A 22,335-nucleotide genomic window follows, 5' to 3' on the forward strand; every position below is an offset into this window, starting at 1 on the left:
AAGGCATAACTGAGGTGAGTAAACATGGATTGGAAACCTGATCGAACAGTAAAAAAAGCGATTTATAAGCAGCTCGCAGAATACATTGAAAAGGGGATTGCAGATGGGACATTCCCGCCCGATAAACCCTTACCATCTGAGCGCTATTTAGCAAACGCTTTGAGTGTAAACAGAAGTACGGTAGTTAATGCATACGATGAATTGGAAGCAATGGGGCTGATTGAACGAAATCGTGGAAGTGGCACAACCATTAGCAAAGACATCTGGGGCATTACGAGGAAACGAATTCCTAGCTGGAATCGCTATATTGAGGCAGGTTCCTTTTTACCGAACCTTCCTGTTACCCAAAAAATTAGAAAAGAGGCTATTGAACATAAATTAATTAATCTAGCTACTGGCGAATTATCAGAGGATCTTTTTCCCAAAAGCGCCTTGAGAGAAATTACCGCAACGCGTTCATTTATCGGTAGCCTTGGGTATGACCATCCTTTAGGGAGTGACATATTACGGACAACTCTTTCACGGCATATTAAAAAAAGCAGAGGAATTGAGACAAAGCCTTCCTCCATACTGATTACTTCAGGAGCACAGCAAGCCCTACATTTGATTGTCCAATGCCTGTTAAAGCCTGGAGATGCAGTCGCCATAGAAGATCCTTCTTACAACTTTAATCTGCCTATATTTAAAACAGCAGGCTTACAAATCCATTATCTTCCTGTCAATAAGGATGGCATTAACCCGGATGATTTGCAAGTATTATATAAAAAACATCGAATTAAAATGATTTTTCTAAATCCTGATTTTCATAATCCTACGGGATCTTCCTTAGATTTAAAGAAAAGAGAAGCTATTCTAGACATATCCTCTAAACTAGGTATACCAGTAGTAGAAGATGACCCCTATAGCCTAACAGCTTTTTCGGGGGATAAAATGCCTACGCTTAAATCGCTCGATAAGAACGGGAATGTTTTATATATTAGCTCTTTGTCCAAAATTGTAGCCTCAGGCTTACGAATAGGATGGATTGTTGGTCCTACATCTGTAATCGAACGACTATCCGATGCCAAGCAACAAATTGACTTTGGGCATTCTAGTTTCACGCAATGGATTGCCAATGATTTTTTAGAATCCCCTAATTTTAATTTGCATATTAAGCATTTAGTGAAGGAATTAGAAACACGACGAGATACCATTGTACAGAGCCTCGATATGTATTTAAAGGACGAAGTGACGTTTTCCATTCCTCAAGGTGGGATACATTTATGGTGTCATGTTCTCAAGGAATATAACGAAACGCAATTACTTGAGGAATCCATTAAGCGAGGCGTCATTTATGTTCCTGGATCTACGATGGGCTCCAAAAAGGGTTTTGTACGCTTCACTTATGCGAGGGAGGATGTTCATTCAATCAATGAGGGGATTAAAAGGTTTGCACAAGCTCTAAATAGCTTCTAGTAATTTTGTAAATTATAGCCAAGTGGATGGCTGAGAAAGTGCTTAAGTGGATGGTTTAAATTCGCTAGAAAGTATTTAAGATAGAGTCATGGATAACAACTATCCATCAAGGCTAACTACTATCATGGCAGTGTGGATGGATTCACAATTATTCACACAAGTAATGAAATTTTTTATGATCTGGAAGGTGATAGGACAAACCTATTAGTAGCATGAGAAAGATATCAGTGAAGAGGTAGTTCACTTGATTCGCTATAAAAATAGGCAAACACTTTAATCAAGAGATTTAAAAAATTCACAACAAGTATCGTTGGTTTTCTCAGTTTTACCTGTTCAAACAGTCTCAATCGTTAGCTTTAGGCTGCTGATGAGAAAACATCAAGGCAGTCACACCTTATTATATTTTAATTCCCACAAAGGTATAGGGGGAAATAGGCACCCCTACTATACGGACACTTAAATCTTAGTTAAAAAAACACCATCCAGCCACTTAGTCTCGATATTCTATCGATGCTAGGTGGCTGCTTTTTTTCATTAAAAGTAGTTGAGTAGTGCAAGAAGACAATTTGGTGGAGCTATCATTAGTGTTTTGCATAATCGCCGCTACACTTACAAGAAGCCGCCACTACATTATGAATTAACACAAGGGAAGGATTATTTAAAAAATAACGACAACAAAAAAAGTCGAATTCCTGTAGTTCAGGGCTCGACTTTTTGGGAAAAAATTTATGAGAAATACATTGAAATATGTATAGTCTTGTGATAAATTTATAGAGATAGACACTGTATAATTATTATACCGCGTATTATCCCTATTTTAATTATACAATACAATCTATTGTGTCGTCAACAATTTTAATTTTTATTTTTTTGAGGGGTGGTTGCGATGAAATCAGCAGGGGCAAAACAGCAGATTGTAGATTGGGGGAACAAACACACGAAGAAGCTCCATTGTTTGAGACAATCAAATGGCTTCCTAAACATGTGAATGAAATTGAAAAAGATAAAGAAAGTAGGACTGATACTATATGTCAGAGAAAACCATTTCAGTTGAGACAAAAGCGCCTTATGGCATGATTGCCATTTTATTTATCGGGGCCTTTGTTGCTATTTTAAATGAGACCTTACTCAACATTGCACTACCAGCCATTATGGACGAATTCGACGTGAAAGCCACTGCAGTACAATGGCTTTCAACAGGCTATATGCTAATTAACGGTATTTTAATTCCTGCCAGCGCATTCTTCATTCAACGCTTTACAGATAAAAAATTATTTATTACAGCGATGGCTCTGTTTACATTAGGTACATTTCTAGCTAGTATTGCACCTGCATTTGGTGTGTTATTAGCAGCACGTATGATTCAAGCTGCAGGCTCAGCAATCATGATGCCTTTATTAATGAATGTGATGCTAACTGCATTTCCAGTTGAAAAGCGAGGAGCTGCAATGGGGATGTTCGGTCTTGTCATGATTACAGCTCCAGCGATCGGGCCGACGCTTTCTGGTTGGATAATCGAGCATTATAGCTGGAGAATGTTATTTGATCTTGTGCTACCAATTGCCATTTTAACTTTAATTTTTGCAGCCTTTAAATTAAAGGATGTGACACCACAACGTGCCATTAAGCTCGATGTGATTTCTCTTATTCTATCAAGCATTGGATTTGGCGGCTTGCTTTATGGCTTTAGTTCCGCAGGTGAAAAAGGATGGGATCATATCCTTGTATATGGAACTATTATTATTGGGACAATTGCTTTAATTACGTTTACCCTTCGTCAGCTACGAATGGATGAGCCCATGCTTGAGTTTCGGATTTTCAAATATCCAATGTTTGCCTTATCCTCAGCCATCTCCATCGTTATTTCGGTGGCGATGTTCTCGGCTATGATTTTAATGCCTATTTACGTACAAACCATTCGTGGTATTTCACCAATGGATTCAGGTCTGCTCATGCTGCCTGGCGCCATTGTGATGGGCATTATGTCTCCGATTACAGGGAAGCTCTTTGATAAATACGGAGCAAGAAGCTTGGCTGTATTTGGCTTGATCATTACCATTGTTACGACATATTACTTCAGTAAAATTAGTATGGATACAGCTTATTCTACATTGGTGCTGCTGTATACATTACGTATGTTTGGGATGTCTATGGTAATGATGCCCGTGATGACAAATGGTTTAAATCAGCTACCAGCACACAATAATCCACACGGTACAGCTATGAACAACACATTACAACAGGTTTCTGGTGCGATTGGTTCTGCGGTGCTGATTACGATTATGAACAATAAAACAACTGCCAAGGCAGAGGAACTGGCTGCAGGTGCGATGAACAATATGAGTGCCAATGCAGCACAGGCTACGACACAGTCTGCCAGCGAAGTAAAACAGCAAATCTTAAACGAAGCCATGCTGCATGGCATCAATTATACGTTCTTCCTTTCCACATTGATTGCGGCCATCGCACTCATACTTGCCTTCTTTATAAAGCGAGTTAAGCCTAACTATGATAATCACACAGGTGGGGAAGTTGCTGGAAAACAGGTAGAGGAATAATAGTAGACGGGTGTTGCTTCAGTTTAGCAACGCCCGTTTTTTCTTAAGAAATTTTATATAGAGGTGGGGAAACCTAGTAAGAATAAAAAAAGGCATTCCATCCATAGATGAAATACCTTTTCGAGTAGTTATTGAGCTAATCGTTGGATAAAGGCTTCTAATTGGACCAATGTGACATTGTCGTTTACTCCGAATGTGCCGTCACCTTTACCTACGGTTACTTTATTCGAAGCAAGGATCCCTACATAATTATTTGCCCAATGTGAGCCTGGAACATCAATAAATTGTTCAGCTGTTCCTTGCTGTGTTAAATGAAATGCTTCCACTAAGACTTTAGATAGTTGTCCACGTGTCATTGGAGAACCAGGATTGAACTTTCCATTATCATCACCCGTAAAAACGCCAATTTTTTTAAGGGCCTCTGCAGCACCTGCATATTTAGACGAAGGCAAAATATCTGGGAAACTTGAATTCGTATTACTCGTATCTAAATGTAATTTATTAGCTAATCGAAGAGCTACCTCACCACGCGATGCATATATGCTAAAGTCAATTTCCGCATCTTTTACTTCTCCATAATCAGAGAAGTTGGCAATACGTTTTGCCCCTACATAACGTGAACCCCAATAGTAGGGGTCATTCACTGTATCTACCTTAACCCCAGAACTTGTAGTAGCTGAGATAAAATTATTGTCACCTATGTATATACCAACGTGTGAAACACCGCTTCCAGATGTATTAAAAAATACGAGATCACCCGTTTTTAAATTGTCTTTTGCGATCGAAGTACCTTGTTGGTATTGAGCTTTAGATGTACGCTCTAATGAAACGCCTAGCTTAGAAAAAACTAATTGTGTATATGCTGAGCAATCCACACCTGTCTTAATATCCGTTCCTCCATATTTATAAGGAGCTCCTATATATGCTTTGGCTGTATTTGTTATATCTGCTATTGTTGCCGCTTTCGCATCATGAATACCCATACCTGTAAAGAACATAAACGATGCGAAAATGGGTAGTAACCATTTTTTCTTCAAATCAATCTTACTCCTCTCAAAAAGCTTTCGCCTTTGAACTAAAGTAAGAATAGCATGAAATAGGGCAGAGTTATTTTTCAATAATATTACCAATTACCCCTAATCATCAAAATTGAAACCTTAATTTTAATTGTGTAAAACTTTTGCAATAATAATGGGCAATTTTACTAAAAATATATGAAATTAATGGATTTACAGGGACATAAGTGTTAATTTAAACGTTTTATCCAATTGAAAAATCGTTATTGTACTAGTGGCTTTCCATCATAACGGTTATTTAAACATTATTATTTTTAGGTGATACTACGTTATGACACTAAGGATAGTGGTAGAAAATTCTGCTTTTAGGTAGCTCCCGTAACTGCAAAGTCGTTTACTGTTAGATAGGAAAAGTTAGCCTTACTTTATGTTTTTGAGCAATGGATACGTTAAACTATAATAAAATAAGTAGGTTCAACATGAAGAAATACAGCTGCGAGCTAATGAAATAATAAGGAAACATAAATCGAATGAATACTAAAGGAGAAGGAGGTATTCCATTGCAGCAAATTTTTAATGAATTAATAAAACAGGACATCAAGCCATTTCTACTCAAGCTAGGCTTTAAAAAGAAAGGATTGAATTTCTATCGAACAAACGAAAACCTTATCTATCTGATCAATTTCCAAAAATCCTCTGGTAATACAGCCGACACTATGATGTTTTATGTGAACTGTGGGATATATGCGGCAGAGCTAGCACGGCTACAATCAAGAGAAATGGTGACAGCACCCAAAGAAGCAGAATGTCACTTCCGAGCAAGGATTAACTCCATTGTCGAAGATGCACCTGATCGATTTTCCATCACAGCCACTACAAATTTGGACAAATTTACAAAAATATTGCTGCTGGGGTTAGAGGAGGTTCATAATTTCTATGAAACGATGACTTCTGCAAGATCCATTGTTGATTATTATATAGCAGGGCCATTTTTGCACTTGGGCGAAGAAAGTTTTCATTTTTTATTACAAGCCAATGATGTAACAACAGCAAAGCTCTATTTTAATGCATTGCAGAAGAAGCATGGAACCGAACAGAGGTGGTCCATTTTTCAAAATAAATACCAAGCCATTTTCGATCAATACGGTGTGGAATTTGGGGAAAATTAGTTATCAAAACCAGAGCTCATTCTTGAACGAGAATCTGGTTTTATATTTTAGGAGTTGTTCAGTATATTATCTAGTATTCTTCCCGTTATCGGCATAAAAAAATGGAGGATATAACCACCTAAGCAAACTGTTAATAATGTCCCGACACCGATGGGGCCATTAAAAATGATAGCTAACATTAAAAATAAAATATAAATAAGGGTTCTTGAGAAGAAAACCGTTTTTCTTGTTAATTCTTTGATGATCAAAGTAAGTCGATCTACAGGAATTGGTGCAAAATTTGTATGTAAATAAGTTGCCGTTCCTAACCCAACCACAACTAATCCAATTGTAAAACAGACAACTTGGCTAAACCAAAGATCTGGGGATACTATATCATGTAATAAAAATAACCACATATCAATCCCTATGCCAGTGATCAATGCAGTAACCAACCCTAAAATTTCAGGTCTTTGTCTAGCTAATAGGGAATTGCTACCTATTAATAGGAGTGCTAAGATGATTTCCCAACTACCTACAGTTAGCCCCACATTTTTAGATAATCCTACTAGAAGTGCATCGAAAGGTGATGTGCCGAGTTTAGATTGAATCGTGAGCGGAATACCTAGCGTTAAAATTAAAATGCCCACTACATAAAAGACATATTTCAACTAATAGACCTCCTCCTACTATTTTTATTGCAAATACAACAAAATTGCATTAAATTGACTATATACTCTTTTTATTGCATTTGCAATATAAAATCCAGAAAGAGTTTACAACAAAGGAGTGGAATCAATGTCTGTTAAATTAGAGAAGTGTGAGCACGCAGATTTAAAACAGCTTCAAGCAATAAGTATTGAAACATTTAATGATACATTTAAAGACCAGAACTCCCCTGAAAATATGAAGGCTTATTTAGAGCGTGCCTTTCATAAGCAACAGCTAGAGAAGGAATTGGCCAATTTGGATTCAGCATTCTATTTTATCTATTATGAGGAAGAAATAGCTGGGTATTTAAAAGTAAATGTCAACGAAGCACAATCCGAACTAATGGGGGATGAGTCATTAGAGGTGGAGAGAATTTATGTTCGACATCAATATCAAGGAAAAGGGCTTGGCAAATACCTTATGAATAAAGCAATAGAGGAGGCTGTGGCTCAAAACAAAAAAAGCATTTGGCTAGGGGTTTGGGAGAAAAATGACAGTGCCATCGGTTTTTATCAGAAAATAGGCTTTGTCCAAACAGGCGCCCATTCATTTTATATGGGTGATGAAGAACAAATTGATCTTATCATGACGAAAACACTTGCTTAAATTTTATGGCAGAAACGTTGATTCACAACATTTCTGCCTGCTATTTTAATGGCTTCTATTTTTCTTCATCGCCTCAGCTAACGCATCAGCATGTGGATTTTCCTCTTTATAAAGTTCCTTTATTATGTTGGCGTAATCACTAGCATTTCGATTTTGACTTAATTTATAGGCTGCCTGCACTTCTTCTACCTTTATTTTAAACCCTTTTATTCCTTTCATTTCTTGCTGCAAAAGCTCAGGAGATAGTTTATCCCACAACACAGGATTTTCACGGAATGACTCATATTTTTCAAGTAAGCTAGTCAAATCTTGTTCTAAAGCTATTCCTTCAATCAGACTTGCCTTTCCATATACATGGACAGCTTGATAATTCCAGGTTGGCACATTTTCATGCTCATACCACGAAGAAGAGATATAGGCATGTGGACCGTTAAATATCACGAGAATGTCTTGTACTTCCTCAAAGGTCTTCCATAAAGGGTTACCATAGGCTAAGTGACCTGTCAGATAATAGTCATCCTCGATTTTTTTCAGCAACACGGGTATATGGGCTGCAATAGGCTTACCTTTTCGAATTGAAACGATTGTTGCAAAGGAATTATGTTGAATAAATTCTTTGATTTCTTCTAAATCCGATACTTTGTAATACTTAGGAACATACATGGAAACCTCTCCTTATACATAAAATCATCGTGAGTTTTTTGAATAAACAAATAATTATGTAGGCACGTCTTTACATTTTCTACTCAACAATGTAGATTTTATTATAATCAATCACTGGCACCTCATAAAAGTGCCAACAACGCTATTTCTAAAGGAGCCAAGAATCATGCTCGAAATGACACCAAACCTGAATAATGAGGAACCACTTTACCTTCAATTATATAACTATATAAAAGCAGAAATTCAAAATGGAAAGATAAGGGCTCAAAGCAAATTGCCGTCTCAGCGTAGTCTAGCTAAACATTTACAGATTAGTCGCAACACTGTAGATGCAGCTTATCAGCAGCTCCTTGCAGAGGGCTATGTGATCAGTAAAGAGCGAGATGGACTATATGTGGTTGATCTTGAAAAAAGTTATTTTCAAGGAGGCCCTCATCATTTTGAACCACAATTAGCGACTCAGCAGAAACAAGAACGACCAGCAATTAAGTACGATTTTAATTATGGAGATATTAATTTAAAAGATTTTCCCTTTAAAATATGGCGTAAATTATCAATGCAGAGCCTTGATGAAGAACAGGCTCAACTCCTTTTATATGGAGATCCACAGGGAGAGCTGGAATTAAGAAATTATATGGCAAGCTATCTTTATGAATCAAGAGGGGTGCAATGCAGTGCAGAGCAAATCGTTATAGGAGCAGGCTTGCAGTTTCTTCTTGGTATCGTATGTAACCTAATTGGACGGAATGAGCTTTTTGCTATGGAAGATCCAGGTTATTATCGCGTTCGTTACTTGTTTAAAGATAATGGTATAAAGGTGAAACCAATCCCACTTGACGAGCATGGTATTCATATCGATCCGTTAAGAAACAATAACATCAAGGCTGTTTATGTCACACCCTCCCATCAATTTCCCCTTGGAACAGTTATGCCTATCTCAAGAAGATTAGCATTACTAGAGTGGGCTAAGGAAGAAGATGCTTATATCATCGAGGATGATTATGATGGGGAATTTCGATATGCTGGAAAACCGATTCCTGCACTACAGGGATTAGATTCAAGTGATCGCGTCATCTATATGGGCACCTTTTCAAAATCTTTGATTCCAGCCATTAAGCTAAGCTATATGATATTACCTAGAAAATTAATGGATTTATTTCATCAAAACAATTACTATGTTCAAACTGTGTCTAGACTCCATCAGCATACGTTACAGCTATTTATAGAGAGTGGGCATTGGGAGAGACACTTGAATAAAACACGAAATAGTTATAAGCGAAGATATGAGGCATTACTAAAGTCCATCCAACAAACGTTCGGGGGAAATGGGAAAATTTATGGAGCCAGCAGTGGCTTACATATTTTACTTGAACCAAATAATAAGATGACTGAAGAGGAATTGATTGATACAGCAAAAATGGCTGGTGTTAAGGTCTACCCAACATCTATTTTTTATGCAAATCCCTTGGTTATTCAGCCTGCAAAGGTATTACTTGGATTTGCTAATCTAGCGGAAGATGAGATAGACACAGGCATTAAACTATTAAACAATGCTTGGTTTAACAGTTCTACTATGACGTGAATCTCTTTCAAAGTTCTATTTCCACTTTTCTTGTATATACATAATAGAGATAAGTGGGAGGGGATTTTTATGCAATTTTACTATGGCCATCAAATGCCATTACGTGTATTAGATGAAGCTGAATTTTGGAAACATCAAGAAGAGGAGCATACAGTAGTAATAAGAGAGCTTGTGAAAGATTTGGAGCAGCAATATGTCGATGCGTTAAAGGAATGGGAAAAAGCTTTCGCTCAAACACATCAGCAAGTTGTAAGATATATAGAAACCGTCAATCGTTCCCAGGGACAAGTTTCTCCAGCTCTGTTTCAGGATATTTTACAGCTTACTTCCTTCTGTTTGCAACAGAGTGATCAATTTATCCAGTTTTGCCGAACGCTTATGCAAGAAAGTCAACCGATAAGCGCAAATCCTACAGCTAAAGTTGTATTAAATCATATCATTGTAGAATCCGAATATTTTATCGGAATTGCCCAAACCATTTTATATCAACAGAAATACTAGGTCTAGCGTCTGGAAAATGGAGTTTGGAGAAAAAACACTTGCCACGCTCCATTTTTAGGACGTTTTCACCATCACAATATTAACTATTCGGAATTTTCTCTTTATACTTCGAAGCAAGAAGACTTAAAGAATAATTCTTTAGTGTATCTGTGTGAACAAAGTCATTTAGAATACTTTCAATTGAATGACAATGTTGATTGATTAAATTAATTTCTTCTATATAATTTGAATCAATCAAAACTTCTTTTAATGTTTTAAACACTACTTTCTGCTCGTTAAATAAATAAACCAGCTCAAACCTAGCGTTCAATATTAGAGTGGTAATCTCAGGAAAAATAATTCGATCCTTTAGTACTTCAAGAATGGAATCCACAGATTTTACTCCTTCAATAGCTTGTAAAGATGAAAAAACACCATTTAATAACTCTTCAAAATCAACCTTCATCAAAATCCTCCATCAATCAAAATCCTTTCTGATCATAACATTTTTTTAGAAAAATTTTAATGATTAATATTTTCCTTCAACAATGTGGAAAGTCTAACTACACAATAGTTAGTTATTGAAAAATAGATCACTTTACATGCTTGCAGAGGCTAATAAAAATCTTTAATCGGCTCACAATCATTTTTTTAAAATAACAACAAATAAAACATCATGAAAGGTATTATTATTGTTTGTTTAGATTTTGTCCAAAAACAGTATGCTACTTTCTCAAAAGGGGTTGATTGTAAAAACAATGAGCAATATGATGTAAAGATACATCATAAATAATCGATCTTTAGGGGCACTGAAAAGAGGTATTCCTGTTTTGTCCATTCAACCATTAGTTAAAAATGCAGTGTTCCATGCTATCTCTAAGAAATTAGAGGGATGGGCTATTGAATTAAACCTACAAAAGAGAGGGATAATTTGTAAGAATTTAGATCTATGGTAATGGTGTAGGGAATTTAGAAGAAAAATGACAACAATTACTAATGGCTTTATGAATTTCTTAAAGAATTTTAAACTAATAAAAAACGCTAGTTGACGAATTTACAGCGAAGAAGGAAAGGGAACAACAATTGTCATTTTATTACCAGAGGGTGGTGGCACATGAATATAATGATCGTTGATGATGAAAAACTGGCCATTGATGTTTTAACTATTATGGTTCAACAACTTGCCCAATTTCAGCTTAACATTAAGGGAACATTTACAAATTCAACTGAGGCCCTCCAGTTTCTTGAAAAAGAAATAATTGATGTAGTGTTTTTAGATATTGAAATGAAAGACACACACGGTATGCAACTTGCAAAGCAGCTCCTACACAAGCAACCATCCTTACAAATTATTTTTGTTACAGCTCATACACAATTTGCCGTGGAGGCTTTTGAAGTAGAGGCAACAGATTATTTATTAAAGCCAGTACAGGAAAAACGACTGATTATTGCGCTAACAAAAGCACAGAAAAAAATGGTCGTGACGGTGGCGCAGAGGGATGAGAAGAAAAACTCATTATATGCGCATACATTAGGCAGCTTTTATCTACTGGATGTTCAACATAATGTGATGAAGTGGCGAACAAGAAAAGTACGTGAACTATTTTTATATTTACTATTTCACCAAAAACGGCCTATGTTAAATGCAGTTCTTTTAGAGGAATTGTGGCCAGATTTAAGCGTTGAAAAGGCAGCTAGTAATTTACATACAACTATTTATCATTTAAGAAAGATATTAAAGGACAATGGTATTCAAGATCCTATACTCTTGGTCAATAATCACTATAAATTAAATGCGGAAATTCAAACTGATTATGATGAGCTGAATCAACTATTGGAGCAGGATCAACATGATGAGAAATCCATTCAGCAGTTATTGAATTGCTATGAGGGTGATTTTTTAATAGATGAGGAGTATTTATGGGTTAATCAAATCAGGCTCCGCTTAAAGCAAGCTGTATTACATGTGCTTGAACAGTATATTGCACGTACAGACGCTGCCAATACTTTATTAAAGTATAATTGCCTACAAAAGCTATTAGAGCTAGACGAATACAATGAACAGTATATGTTTCAATTGTTAGAATTCTTAATTCAACAAAATAGGAAACAAGAATGTATAAAATTCTTTGAATCTATAGAGGCAAAATTAGCTGAAATTGATCTCCCTGTGCCAGAAAAATTTTATAGAAAATACAACGAGTTCTTACTCAACGTTTAGAAACGATTTCGGAAAAGTAATTTCTGTTTTAATAGTAGGTAATAATTTTATAAAAAGGAGATGCTTTCGGTATGCAAAAGATTGAAATAATTGAGCTTCACCATATTTGAACAAGATTTGGAGAGGCTTACTGAATTATTGATTAAAGTCGTAGATGAAGGAGCGTCCGTAGGTTTTTTACCTCCACTCACACAAGAACAAGCGATAAAATATTGGCAATCTGTCTTAGCGTCAGATGTCTTACTGTTCATTGTGAAAATAAATAATGAAATTGCAGGTAGTATTCAATTGCATTTTACTAGCAAACCAAATGGCATTCATCGTGCTGAAATTTGCAAGTTAATGACACATCCCAACTTTAGACGCAACGGTATTGGACGAGCGCTGATGCAACAAGCAGAGGAACGAGCAAAACAAGAAAACCGCTCCTTGCTCGTTTTAGATACGAGAGAAGGGGATCCTTCCAATAAATTATATAAATCATTAGACTATCAAGAAGTAGGGAAAATTCCGCAATATACTATTTCACCAGATGGAGAATTAGAAGCAACCGTAATTTACTATAAATTAATTTAATCCATGGTATTGAATATAACTGAAAACGTGTAGAAAGGGAGCTAGTATATGAACGAAGCGCAATTATTTATGCAAATGAAAATGTGGCGTAATTGGACTGTTGAATTTCTACGTACGATCCCTGAGAATATTGCTGATCAGATACCCGCTGGACATCATAACAATATTCGTTGGAATGCAGGTCATCTATTAGTTGGTTGGGATTATACCATTTTTCCAGCTGTTAAAAAAGAAAGGCAATTGCCTATATCCTATCATGTAATGTTTCCTAGTGGCAGTAAACCAGATGACTGGACTGAGCAACCGCCAACAATGGATCAAATAATTATGCTCCTAGAGGAACAACCAATTCTTATTGAACAAGCTTGTGCAGGACATCTACATGAACCGCTTAAAGAACCTTTTTTAGGTATGAAAACATTAGGCGATATGGTTGTCTTTCATATGAACCATGAAAATTTTCACATGGGAATTATAAAAAGTATGATGCAAACGCTCTTAAAGAATGAAGCCTAACTGATGGAATCAGTTGGCTTCATTTTTCTATATATACCACGGTAACAGATCCTCCATTTTCCTACCTGGCTTACTTGTTTTATCTGTTACGATCCATGTGCCGTCTTTCTTTTGCAGCTGATAGCTTACATTTGTACCATCCGCCCTTTTAAAGAGCATATAACCTATATTACCCTTGATAAAAGTGACAGGGTCTATGACATTTTTGTAGGGAATCTTTCGCTCAGGAAATAAAATATGGGTCACTATTTCCTCTGCAATCATAGCAAGGGATTTCATATCATTATTAATTTCAGCTTGATATTGCAATTGATCGTATCGGTAGGAAGTATATGATGCTAAGTCCAGCTTAAAACTCTGCTGTATATCTAACAGTGTTGCCCTATAGAATGCGTTTATTGCCTTTTCTACATCATCTGCCTCATGTATATAGCGAAGTGTGCTGACACCAGTTGGACTGACTTCAAACGTAATGATTTCCTTACTGTAGGGTGGGGAATGTGCATGCTCAAAGGTCGTAACTTCCACGCTAACTTTAAAGCTAAACTGACTTTCTTTGACAATTTTTGAAATTTTCACATCATACAAGCCATACTGCTTAGGATAGCCGTAGTAATGATCAATTTCCTTTTCAATAAATGGATTAAGGATAGTAATGAATGTGTCCCTGATTAGTTGATCATTAGCTTGTTCACTTTGCGCATAAATCTTACATGGCAGAATGAACATAGTGAAGATAGCCATTAAAACATAAGCAAATTTTTTCATGGAATAGTGACCTTTCTGCAGGATGATACTTTATAGAGTGCACCAATCACAGCAAATTATCGAGCATTTTTAAAGAAAGGGAGTTGAACAATGGAAAAAATAATAATGCCCTTTTTATGTATGCTTTTGTTATTTCCAACAGCTACTTCGGGATCAGAACATGAAGGCTTAAAATGTCCAAATCCAGATGTATTGATGAAAACAACGGAGAAAGACAAAGACGAGCTTAGTCAAGCATTAGCTGACATCATTCCAAAAGTATATGGCTCAAGCTCTGATTATCAGGAGTGGCAAATTGAGGTGATAAAGCCCATGCCCATATTAACTGGCATGGAGGAGAATTACTATAAAATGGCGGTGAACTTCTGTGGAGAAAATGTGGCTAATCACTCCTGGTTTGTTCGATTAAGGTTTCCAAGATTACTGCCAGCGCAAAGTGCATCACTAGGTGAGCTATATATCGTAAAAGAGACAAATTCTAAATGGATCCATTGGTTTCAATATCATTAAAAAGGAAGAATCCATAAATGGATTCTTCTCTTTATGACATCGCTATCGTTTTCGTTGCTACAGTTTTTTGAAATGCCTGATCATGCTCAACAATCACCATTGTGAGATGAGAGCTTTTTATGAGCTCTTCAATCTGCATGCGTGAATAGATATCAATAAAATTGAGTGGTTCATCCCAAATATATAAATGAGCCTTCTCACACAAGCTTTTAGCAATCAGCAGCTTTTTCTTTTGCCCACCAGAATAATGTGAGATATCCTTCTCAAATTGAATACGTTCAAAATCCATCTTGCGCAGGATTGATTTAAATAACGTCTCATCAATACCATGCTCTTCAATAAATTCCGATAGCAATCCCTTTAAATGGGATGTATCCTGCTGAACATAGGAAATGACTAGACCTGAAGCTAGCTTTATGGAGCCTGTATGATGGAGGGGCATACCTAGAATAAGTTTTAACATACTACTTTTTCCGCTTCCATTTTTGCCATCTAAAACAACTCGATCCCCTTGTGCCACTTTGAAGCTAATAGGCTTATTCACGATATGGTCATCGTACCGAATCGATACATCCGTGACAACAACCATTTCTTTTGATGGATATGCCAATGGCTCTACTTTCAATGACTCGGTTTTTTCAACATTTTTTAGCAGTTTTGATTTTTCCTCAATAGCTCTTTGTTGTCTGGATTCCAGGTTCTTCGCTCGTTTCATCATCTTGGCTGCTTTATGTCCAACAAAGCCTTTGTCCAGTTTGGAACCTGAATTGGTTGTGCCGTTTTTGGAGGCTTCCACTTGATTAGACCAACCTGACGAACGCTTTGAGGATTGTTTTAATCGGTCGATATCTTTTTGCAGTCGTTGATTGGTTACTTCTTCGTGTTCCTGCTGACGATCAAAATTTAACTTCCAAGAAGAATAATTTCCACTTTGAACGTCAATATTGGCTCTATTAATCGATAGGATATGGTCAACACAGCCATCTAAAAAGCTTCTGTCATGTGAAATTAAAATAAATCCTTTTTTCCTGCGAAGATAATCGGAAACCGTCTTTCTTGCATCCGTGTCTAGGTGATTGGTTGGTTCATCAATTAATAAAAATTGACCCTCTGTCAAAAACAACGCAGCAAGCAGCACCTTTGTTTGTTCGCCATTGGATAATGTTTTAAAAGGACGATACATGACCTCCGCATCTACATGTAGGTAAGCTATTTCACGTAGACATTCCCAATCTTCTGCCTGAGGACAAATTTCTTCAAATATTTCATGGGTATATTTATTTGGATCAGAAACTGGATAGGGGAAATAAGTGAAGTCTACAGAAGAGATGATTTTTCCGCTATACTCATAATTTCCTAATAACAACTGAAAGAATGTTGTTTTACCTCGTCCGTTTCTACCGATAAATCCAAGTTTCCAATCCGTATCGATTTGAAAGTTGACATTCTCAAAAATATTGTCAAAGCTGCTTGGATAAGAAAAAGTTAGGTTTTGTACTTGTATCATGGACATGATAATTCCTCCTTTGTATTGCAACAGTTTACTTTTCATACAAAGTCGGTCTATCCATCTATGGTTGATTTCTCCGTATAAGCAGATGGATATTAACGACTTATACGGAGTGTTACATGCGTTACAATCGTTTCTGAATCGCTCATATTTTTCCTCTCCTTTATGGGTAAATGAAAGGTACAAAATCAACTATGAAAGCAAGAAAAAATCCCTCCAACTGTGCATTGGAAGGATTAGTCTTTCTCTGAATTAATGCGATTTGCCATTTGTGTCATGACAAATAAAATGCAAACTGATAGTTAAAAATGGATAGACTAACCCTATATTTTGTGTTTGAAATCATTCAATTCAAATAAAAATATAGTTTAGTTCTTCATTGTCCATTCATCAGTCCTCTCATAATTGTCTTTTTATAGTAACAAATTTTTTTACAGAATACAATGTAACCTTATTTTCAATTCTAAACTGTCATTCTCTAACTAATGTCGCTAGCTACAAGTAGAAATAGAAAACACTACATAGAGTACTGCGTAATGATGCTTAAGACAAGCAATACAGCAATGATTAATTAACATTTTTAATTCAGGAATTAATTTTATTTATTTTTTAATTAAAATTATTAATTTTATTATTTACATCTTTAATTTCTTTGTTATATAATCAGCTTAACTTAAAGGAAGGAGTTCACTATGGCTTATCAAGTAATCACAAATTGTCCTGTCTGCAGTAAAACATTGAAAATTACGAAGTTACAGTGTTCTCATTGTCACACGACCATTGAAAATGAGTTTGAATTGTCGAAGCTAGCATCCTTATCACAGGATCAGCTTCATTTTGTGGAAGTATTTTTAACCTGCCGAGGAAATATTAAAGAGGTTGAAAAGGAACTGGGGGTTTCGTATCCAACAGTTCGAGGCAAGCTAAATGATATTATTTCATCCCTTGGCTATGCTCAAAAGAAGAAAAATGAAGTAGATGAGAAAAAAATTGTAAGCATGCTGGAAAATGGCGAAATCACAACAGATGAAGCCATAAAGCTCTTAAAAGACGAATAGGGAGGAACGACCATGAAAGAGGAAATTACAAAAGTGTTAACGATGATTCAAGAGGGCAAAATTGATGCGGATAAAGGATCAGAGCTGATTCAAGTGCTACAACAGAAAGAAGAATCAGAGAATAAATTTGTGGAAAAAACAAAGTATTTAGATAAAACGTTAAAGGTTCGTGTTGTATCCACCGAAAATGATAATGTCACGGTAAATTTACCAATTAAACTTGTCAAAGCCGTATTGATGGCAGGACACAGCATCGCTGCAAGTATTCCGCAATCGGAAAAATACGTAAAAGATATCGACATCAATCTTCTTCTTGAAGCGATTGAAAATGAACTAGATGGACAAATTGTAGATATAAAATCAGCAAACGGGGATTCCGTTGCAGTCTTCATTGAGTAGAGGCGACGAATGATGCATGTAAAAGTGAAAGCAAAAGACGTTCGCTTTACCGTCCCTGTTCCCTATACTGTGCTAACCATTATCCTCTCCATTTTAACTTCTAAATGGATACAGCAACAAGCCAATAAGTGGACAAAGGCATACTTCGATAAAAAGAAAATAGACTTTACCTTTCCGCTCATCGACAAAGAAATGCTAAAGCCGATTATCAAGGAACTACAAAATTATAAAGGACTTGTGCTAGTCGATGTCAAAGCTCAGGACGGGACTGAGGTTAAGGTTAGACTATAATCCCAATGATAGAATGGTAAGAGCATGTTATGATAAAAGCATGCTCTTTATTAATGTAATGATCATTATTTCAGGACTTACGATAGAGACAACTAATTTTCAATGGTACATAAAATAGAAGATTTCTTAAAACTACAAATTAGAATTCAAGATCCATTTTAATAGAAAATCACGTACATCGTTAAAAATAGATTTTTGATTTGGGTATAAGTGATTAGTGGTAATCTATTTGGAACTACATAATTTAAAATACTGAATAATCCAAAAATAAAGAAGTTTAGAATCATGATTTACTTTTCATTTGAAGGATGGTACACTTAAAAATATTGAACAACAACTATATATTGTGTTCGTTTTACAAAGGTACTACTACATGTAGTTTAAAAGGGAAGTTCGGTACAATTCCGACGCTGTCCCCGCAACTGTGAAGCTGACGATGATTACAACCACTGTGCATTGGCATGGGAAGGGAATCAGAGAATGAAGCAAAGCCAGGAGACCTGCCTTTATAAAACAAATTTATCATTTCTTCGGGGATTAAGAGATGGGAACGTCAGTATTTTTGGTATGTTAACGTTTCCATTTAGCCTATCTCTCTAGAGGAGATAGGCTTTTTTATTTTATGAAAAGAGGGATTTCTATGAAACTTTATACGAAAACAATTTGTCCAAAATGCCTATGGGTAAAATCTGAACTACAACGTGCAGGACTTGAAGCTGAAATTGTTAACATCGATCACGATGAACAAGCAAAGCAAACGATTATTGACGCAGGTTTTTTAAGTGTGCCTGTTTTAGAGATGAATGAAACTTTTATAGGAGATGTTCAGGAAATTGTTTCTCAAATTGAGTTGATTGCCCTATGATTGTTTACGCGAGTCGTACAGGTAATGTCCGAAATGTTGTATCCAAATTAAAGGCAGAATGTATCGAGCTCTCGGAAGAATTGCGATTGAACAAGCCATATCTCTTAATTACCTACACAGATGGTTTAGGTGACATTCCAGCAAAGGTACAACGTTTCTTAGAAAAAAACAGGGATTTTTGTAAAGGAGTAGTTGCCAGTGGTAATAGTAACTTCGGTCATCATGTATTTGGTGCTGCTGGTGAGAAAATCGCTGCTACCTATCATGTACCCTTAGTAAGGAAATTAGATTTACGAGGTAATCAAACGGATTACGAAGCAATACAAACGTTTTATGAAACGAGGGTAATGAGATGAAAACCTATTTAAAGCTTAATAATGACGTACTGAATCGTTATAGTACAACTGGATTACTGGAGTTAGAAAAGGACCGCGAAGCTACGCGCCGCTACTTTTTAGAGTATGTTAACGTACGTTTGCGTTATTTTATAGATATTGAAGAAAAAATCCGCTATTTAGTTGATGAGGGCTACTATGAGAAAGCCTTTATCGACATGTACGAAATGGAATTTATTAAGAAGCTGTACAAGAAAGCCTATGATTATAATTTCCGCTTTCCATCCTTTATGAGCGCAAGCAAATTTTACGATAGCTATGCTATGAAAAGTCGTGATGGGGAAGAGATCTTAGAAAAGTATGAGGATCGTATTGTCATTATTGCTTTGTATTTAGCTCAAGGAAACACGGCTTTAGCAGAACGCTCTGTCGAAGCAATGATGGAAGCCTATCAGCCTGCAACACCAACTGCTTTAAATAGTGGTAAGAAAGCACGTGGTGAATTAGTCAGCTGCTTTAAATTATCAATGGATGACTCCATGAATAGTATTGCTGAAAATATTGGCTATTGTTTAGAGCTATCACGCCTTGGTGGTGGAGTTGGGGTCAACTTAACAGATTTACGTCCATTAGGTGATCCAATTAAAGAGATATTAAATCGTGCAAGTGGTGTCATCCCAGTAGCAAAACTGTTAGAAAATTCTTTCAGTTATTCGAATCAGTTAGGGCAACGAAATGGCTCAGGTGTTGTCTATCTAAATATTTTCCATGCAGACATAGAAAATTTCATTTCATCAAAAAAACCAAATGCTGATGATAAAATTCGCCTCGCTACCCTTTCAACAGGGATTATTATACCTAGTATTTTCTTCGAACTGATGAAACGTGATAAGGATATTGTTTTGTTTAGCCCATACGATATTTTTAAAGAATATGGCAAACGTATGTCTGAAATTTCTATTTCAGACATGTACTACGAGCTACTTGATAACCCTAAAATTCGTAAAATTAAACGTTTAAATGCACGTAAGCTTTACACAGAGGTGAAAAAAGCACAATTTGAATCAGGCTATCCGTTTGAAATCTTTGATGATAATGTCAATAAGGTACATCCTTTAAAAAATATTGGACGTGTCAAAATGTCCAATTTATGTACAGAAATCTTACAAGTACAAGAGACAAGTATCATTACGGACCAGGATCAACCAAATGACTATGGATTAGATGTATCGTGTAACTTAGGTTCCATCGATATCCATGCAGCAAGTAAAGTCAATGATTTCGGCGCATTAGTCGATACAGCCATGCACCTATTAACGAATGTATCGCAAATGACGCACATTAAGAATGTTCCGTCTGTTGCAAAAGCCAATCAATTAATGCATTCTGTAGGGCTTGGCTGTATGAACCTCCATGGGCATCTCGTGACAGAAGGCATCCTGTACGGCTCAAAAGATTCCATTGATTTCATGGATCACTTTATGGAAGCGATGAACTATTATTCACTGAAATCTTCGATGGAAATGGCGAAAGAAAAAGCTGCAACCTTCTACCGATTTGAGGACAGTGATTATGCATCAGGTAGCTATTTTGACCAATATATCAATAAAACGGAAGAAGAACTATCGCCTTCTGTGTTGAAGGCGCTTGGCAATATTCCAATCATCACAAACAAGATGTGGGAAACGTTAAAGCAGGATGTAATGCAGTACGGTCTATTCCATTCCTATCGTTTGGCTATTGCCCCAACTGGTAGTATTTCATATATTCGTAGCTGTACGGCTTCAATCGCACCATGTACAGAGCGCGTAGAGGTTCGTGATTACGCCGATAGTAGAACCATTTATCCAATGCCTCATTTAACAAATGACAATAGTCATTTATATGTGGAGGCGTATGATGTAAATCCGTATGATTTAATTGATTTATATGCAGCTTCTCAAAAGCACGTTGACCAAGGTATTTCCATGACGCTTTATGTAACGGACAATTGGACAACCGAACAATTGGCTAAAGTATACATTTATGCGTGGATAAAGGGCATTAAGTCTGTTTACTATGTTCGTCAACGATTACAAAGCTTAGAGGAGTGTGTAGCATGTCAAATATAATTTATGAGGCAGTCAATTGGAATAAGGCAACAAGTGAGCTTGCCCAAATCTTTTGGGACCAGCAATGGAAGCAAATTTGGTTTCCAGAAGAAATTGCGGTCAGCAAAGATATTAAACAATGGAAAAGCTTTGAGCATCAGGACACATATAAAAAAGTATTTGCAGGATTAACCTTACTGGATACTGTACAAACAAATATCGGGATGAATCGTGTTGCTGCTTATACAGACGATTTACAGGAAAAGGCTGTCCTAACCGTTTTTGATGCATTCGAGGCGATACATGCCAAGTCCTATTCTTATATTTTCACAACGCTTTGTACAAACGAAGAAATCGACGAGCTATTTGAATGGGTCAAGAAAAATGAATTTCTACAGTATAAGGCCAATAAAATAGCAGACATTTATAATAGTATTGAAGAAGGCAATCCAGAGAGCTTATGGAAAGCGATGTTTTCATCCGTTATGCTTGAATCTTTCCTGTTTTATTCTGGCTTTTTCTATCCACTATACTTAGGAGGACAAGGCTTCCTACGAAACAGTGCCGAGATTATTTCACTCATCTTGCGCGATGAATCTATCCATGGGGTAGCAGTTGGATTTTTTGCTCAAAATTTATTCAAGCAATTTTCAAAGGAAAAGCAAGAAGAGCTACATTTATGGGGCTATGAGCTATTATTAGATTTATATCAAAATGAAATGAAGTATACAGATGATATTTATGCGGAAACAGGATTATCACCTGAAGTGCGAGCATATGTACGCTATAATGCTAATAAAGCTTTAATGAATGTCGGCTTTGAAGCCATGTTCCCAGAAGAGGAAGTCAATCCAATTGTGATGAATGGTATTCGTAATGAAGGCTCCACATATGATTTCTTTTCACAAAAGGGTGCTACCTATGCCAAGGCAAAAGTTGCGCCAATCACAGATGACACATTCAATTTTAATCGTTAA

General features: G+C 36.3%; 23 protein-coding genes and 1 riboswitch. Of the genes, 17 read left to right on the top strand and 6 right to left on the bottom strand.

Annotation, left to right across the window (positions count from 1 at the left end; all coding sequences use genetic code 11):
* The first annotated feature begins 24 nt into the window (after positions 1-24).
* Together L6W14_RS10980 and L6W14_RS10985 are read left to right on the top strand one after the other, a co-directional pair.
* Positions 25-1,455 carry a MocR-like pyridoxine biosynthesis transcription factor PdxR gene (locus L6W14_RS10980; protein ID WP_054550146.1) on the top strand — a complete coding sequence of 477 codons (1,431 nt, stop codon included), beginning with the start codon at positions 25-27 and terminating at the stop codon, positions 1,453-1,455.
* Positions 1,456-2,483: 1,028 nt separating this feature from the next.
* Complete coding sequence (locus L6W14_RS10985; protein ID WP_237900835.1) at positions 2,484-4,013, top strand: DHA2 family efflux MFS transporter permease subunit; 1,530 nt, start codon at positions 2,484-2,486, stop codon at positions 4,011-4,013.
* A 128-nt stretch (positions 4,014-4,141) separates the two neighbouring features.
* Here the strand turns inward: L6W14_RS10985 and L6W14_RS10990 are convergent, their stop codons facing one another.
* The gene (locus L6W14_RS10990) at positions 4,142-5,050 is read right to left on the bottom strand and encodes a C40 family peptidase (protein WP_237900837.1); all 909 of its coding nucleotides are present in this window, start codon (positions 5,048-5,050) and stop codon (positions 4,142-4,144) included.
* Positions 5,051-5,589: 539 nt separating this feature from the next.
* On the opposite strand from L6W14_RS10990, the gene L6W14_RS10995 reads away from it, so the two are divergent.
* The gene (locus L6W14_RS10995) at positions 5,590-6,198 is read left to right on the top strand and encodes a DUF4304 domain-containing protein (protein ID WP_237900839.1); all 609 of its coding nucleotides are present in this window, start codon (positions 5,590-5,592) and stop codon (positions 6,196-6,198) included.
* Positions 6,199-6,245: 47 nt separating this feature from the next.
* Here L6W14_RS10995 and L6W14_RS11000 read toward each other — a convergent pair whose 3' ends face one another.
* Complete coding sequence (locus L6W14_RS11000; protein WP_237900841.1) at positions 6,246-6,848, bottom strand: YczE/YyaS/YitT family protein; 603 nt, start codon at positions 6,846-6,848, stop codon at positions 6,246-6,248.
* 127 nt (positions 6,849-6,975) lie between these two features.
* Between L6W14_RS11000 and L6W14_RS11005 the strand changes: the two genes are divergently transcribed.
* Positions 6,976-7,494, top strand: coding sequence for a spermidine/spermine N(1)-acetyltransferase (locus L6W14_RS11005; RefSeq protein ID WP_054550151.1), 519 nt, complete (start codon positions 6,976-6,978; stop codon positions 7,492-7,494).
* A gap of 45 nt (positions 7,495-7,539) precedes the next feature.
* Here the strand turns inward: L6W14_RS11005 and L6W14_RS11010 are convergent, their stop codons facing one another.
* A complete protein-coding gene (locus L6W14_RS11010) occupies positions 7,540-8,157 on the bottom strand; it encodes an FMN-binding negative transcriptional regulator (RefSeq protein WP_237900843.1) in 618 nt (205 codons plus the stop codon).
* A gap of 166 nt (positions 8,158-8,323) precedes the next feature.
* Here L6W14_RS11010 and L6W14_RS11015 point away from each other — a divergent pair, with 166 nt between their 5' ends.
* Positions 8,324-9,739 carry a MocR-like pyridoxine biosynthesis transcription factor PdxR gene (locus L6W14_RS11015; RefSeq protein ID WP_237900845.1) on the top strand — a complete coding sequence of 472 codons (1,416 nt, stop codon included), beginning with the start codon at positions 8,324-8,326 and terminating at the stop codon, positions 9,737-9,739.
* A gap of 69 nt (positions 9,740-9,808) precedes the next feature.
* Positions 9,809-10,240, top strand: coding sequence for a DUF2935 domain-containing protein (locus tag L6W14_RS11020; protein ID WP_066036753.1), 432 nt, complete (start codon positions 9,809-9,811; stop codon positions 10,238-10,240).
* 79 nt (positions 10,241-10,319) lie between these two features.
* Here L6W14_RS11020 and L6W14_RS11025 read toward each other — a convergent pair whose 3' ends face one another.
* Positions 10,320-10,685: a hypothetical protein gene (locus L6W14_RS11025; protein WP_237900847.1), complete on the bottom strand. Its 366-nt coding sequence runs from the start codon at positions 10,683-10,685 to the stop codon at positions 10,320-10,322.
* Positions 10,686-11,333: 648 nt separating this feature from the next.
* On the opposite strand from L6W14_RS11025, the gene L6W14_RS11030 reads away from it, so the two are divergent.
* The 3 genes from L6W14_RS11030 to L6W14_RS11040 all read left to right on the top strand — a co-directional run bounded on the left by L6W14_RS11030 (position 11,334) and on the right by L6W14_RS11040 (position 13,532).
* A complete protein-coding gene (locus L6W14_RS11030) occupies positions 11,334-12,440 on the top strand; it encodes a response regulator (protein WP_237900849.1) in 1,107 nt (368 codons plus the stop codon).
* A gap of 90 nt (positions 12,441-12,530) precedes the next feature.
* Positions 12,531-13,016: a GNAT family N-acetyltransferase gene (locus tag L6W14_RS11035; protein ID WP_237900851.1), complete on the top strand. Its 486-nt coding sequence runs from the start codon at positions 12,531-12,533 to the stop codon at positions 13,014-13,016.
* A gap of 48 nt (positions 13,017-13,064) precedes the next feature.
* Positions 13,065-13,532 carry a DinB family protein gene (locus L6W14_RS11040; RefSeq protein WP_237900852.1) on the top strand — a complete coding sequence of 156 codons (468 nt, stop codon included), beginning with the start codon at positions 13,065-13,067 and terminating at the stop codon, positions 13,530-13,532.
* 27 nt (positions 13,533-13,559) lie between these two features.
* Here L6W14_RS11040 and L6W14_RS11045 read toward each other — a convergent pair whose 3' ends face one another.
* Positions 13,560-14,300, bottom strand: a complete 741-nt coding sequence (locus L6W14_RS11045) for a DUF3888 domain-containing protein (protein ID WP_237900854.1) — start codon at positions 14,298-14,300, stop codon at positions 13,560-13,562.
* Positions 14,301-14,390: 90 nt separating this feature from the next.
* Here L6W14_RS11045 and L6W14_RS11050 point away from each other — a divergent pair, with 90 nt between their 5' ends.
* Positions 14,391-14,810 (top strand): hypothetical protein, encoded by a 420-nt coding sequence (locus tag L6W14_RS11050; protein ID WP_237900856.1) that lies wholly within the window; start codon positions 14,391-14,393, stop codon positions 14,808-14,810.
* 31 nt (positions 14,811-14,841) lie between these two features.
* Here the strand turns inward: L6W14_RS11050 and L6W14_RS11055 are convergent, their stop codons facing one another.
* Positions 14,842-16,323, bottom strand: a complete 1,482-nt coding sequence (locus L6W14_RS11055; RefSeq protein WP_237900858.1) for an Lsa family ABC-F type ribosomal protection protein — start codon at positions 16,321-16,323, stop codon at positions 14,842-14,844.
* A 689-nt stretch (positions 16,324-17,012) separates the two neighbouring features.
* Here L6W14_RS11055 and L6W14_RS11060 point away from each other — a divergent pair.
* From L6W14_RS11060 to nrdF, 7 genes are all read left to right on the top strand, one after another.
* Positions 17,013-17,378, top strand: a complete 366-nt coding sequence (locus L6W14_RS11060; protein ID WP_004229931.1) for a DUF2089 domain-containing protein — start codon at positions 17,013-17,015, stop codon at positions 17,376-17,378.
* Positions 17,379-17,390: 12 nt separating this feature from the next.
* On the top strand, positions 17,391-17,777 hold the full coding sequence (locus tag L6W14_RS11065; protein WP_016991732.1) for an SHOCT-like domain-containing protein: 387 nt from the start codon (positions 17,391-17,393) through the stop codon (positions 17,775-17,777).
* A 9-nt stretch (positions 17,778-17,786) separates the two neighbouring features.
* A complete protein-coding gene (locus L6W14_RS11070; protein ID WP_237900860.1) occupies positions 17,787-18,068 on the top strand; it encodes a hypothetical protein in 282 nt (93 codons plus the stop codon).
* Positions 18,069-18,412: 344 nt separating this feature from the next.
* Positions 18,413-18,591: riboswitch (cobalamin riboswitch) on the top strand.
* A gap of 117 nt (positions 18,592-18,708) precedes the next feature.
* Positions 18,709-18,933 (top strand): glutaredoxin family protein, encoded by a 225-nt coding sequence (locus L6W14_RS11075; RefSeq protein ID WP_004229925.1) that lies wholly within the window; start codon positions 18,709-18,711, stop codon positions 18,931-18,933.
* Positions 18,930-19,289 (top strand): class Ib ribonucleoside-diphosphate reductase assembly flavoprotein NrdI, encoded by a 360-nt coding sequence (nrdI, locus tag L6W14_RS11080; RefSeq protein ID WP_048392755.1) that lies wholly within the window; start codon positions 18,930-18,932, stop codon positions 19,287-19,289. Before L6W14_RS11075 ends, nrdI begins: the two co-directional genes overlap by 4 nt.
* A complete protein-coding gene (nrdE, locus tag L6W14_RS11085) occupies positions 19,286-21,379 on the top strand; it encodes a class 1b ribonucleoside-diphosphate reductase subunit alpha (protein WP_237900862.1) in 2,094 nt (697 codons plus the stop codon). Before nrdI ends, nrdE begins: the two co-directional genes overlap by 4 nt.
* On the top strand, positions 21,367-22,335 hold the full coding sequence (gene nrdF / locus L6W14_RS11090; RefSeq protein WP_004229921.1) for a class 1b ribonucleoside-diphosphate reductase subunit beta: 969 nt from the start codon (positions 21,367-21,369) through the stop codon (positions 22,333-22,335). Before nrdE ends, nrdF begins: the two co-directional genes overlap by 13 nt.

The sequence above is a fragment of the Lysinibacillus sp. ACHW1.5 genome (genome assembly GCF_022014815.1).
GTDB lineage: Bacteria > Bacillota > Bacilli > Bacillales_A > Planococcaceae > Lysinibacillus > Lysinibacillus capsici.

Excerpts from the sequence above, each read along its gene's own strand:
- L6W14_RS10980 (WP_054550146.1), top strand. The coding sequence starts at position 25 with ATGGATTGGAAACCTGATCGAACAGTAAAAAAAGCGATTTATAAGCAG.
- L6W14_RS10985 (WP_237900835.1), top strand. The coding sequence starts at position 2,484 with ATGTCAGAGAAAACCATTTCAGTTGAGACAAAAGCGCCTTATGGCATG.
- L6W14_RS11005 (WP_054550151.1), top strand. The coding sequence starts at position 6,976 with ATGTCTGTTAAATTAGAGAAGTGTGAGCACGCAGATTTAAAACAGCTT.
- L6W14_RS11010 (WP_237900843.1), bottom strand. The coding sequence starts at position 8,157 with ATGTATGTTCCTAAGTATTACAAAGTATCGGATTTAGAAGAAATCAAA.
- L6W14_RS11015 (WP_237900845.1), top strand. The coding sequence starts at position 8,324 with ATGCTCGAAATGACACCAAACCTGAATAATGAGGAACCACTTTACCTT.
- L6W14_RS11020 (WP_066036753.1), top strand. The coding sequence starts at position 9,809 with ATGCAATTTTACTATGGCCATCAAATGCCATTACGTGTATTAGATGAA.
- L6W14_RS11025 (WP_237900847.1), bottom strand. The coding sequence starts at position 10,685 with ATGAAGGTTGATTTTGAAGAGTTATTAAATGGTGTTTTTTCATCTTTA.
- L6W14_RS11030 (WP_237900849.1), top strand. The coding sequence starts at position 11,334 with ATGAATATAATGATCGTTGATGATGAAAAACTGGCCATTGATGTTTTA.
- L6W14_RS11040 (WP_237900852.1), top strand. The coding sequence starts at position 13,065 with ATGAACGAAGCGCAATTATTTATGCAAATGAAAATGTGGCGTAATTGG.
- L6W14_RS11045 (WP_237900854.1), bottom strand. The coding sequence starts at position 14,300 with ATGAAAAAATTTGCTTATGTTTTAATGGCTATCTTCACTATGTTCATT.
- L6W14_RS11050 (WP_237900856.1), top strand. The coding sequence starts at position 14,391 with ATGGAAAAAATAATAATGCCCTTTTTATGTATGCTTTTGTTATTTCCA.
- L6W14_RS11055 (WP_237900858.1), bottom strand. The coding sequence starts at position 16,323 with ATGTCCATGATACAAGTACAAAACCTAACTTTTTCTTATCCAAGCAGC.
- L6W14_RS11060 (WP_004229931.1), top strand. The coding sequence starts at position 17,013 with ATGGCTTATCAAGTAATCACAAATTGTCCTGTCTGCAGTAAAACATTG.
- L6W14_RS11065 (WP_016991732.1), top strand. The coding sequence starts at position 17,391 with ATGAAAGAGGAAATTACAAAAGTGTTAACGATGATTCAAGAGGGCAAA.
- L6W14_RS11070 (WP_237900860.1), top strand. The coding sequence starts at position 17,787 with ATGATGCATGTAAAAGTGAAAGCAAAAGACGTTCGCTTTACCGTCCCT.
- L6W14_RS11075 (WP_004229925.1), top strand. The coding sequence starts at position 18,709 with ATGAAACTTTATACGAAAACAATTTGTCCAAAATGCCTATGGGTAAAA.
- nrdI (WP_048392755.1), top strand. The coding sequence starts at position 18,930 with ATGATTGTTTACGCGAGTCGTACAGGTAATGTCCGAAATGTTGTATCC.
- nrdE (WP_237900862.1), top strand. The coding sequence starts at position 19,286 with ATGAAAACCTATTTAAAGCTTAATAATGACGTACTGAATCGTTATAGT.
- nrdF (WP_004229921.1), top strand. The coding sequence starts at position 21,367 with ATGTCAAATATAATTTATGAGGCAGTCAATTGGAATAAGGCAACAAGT.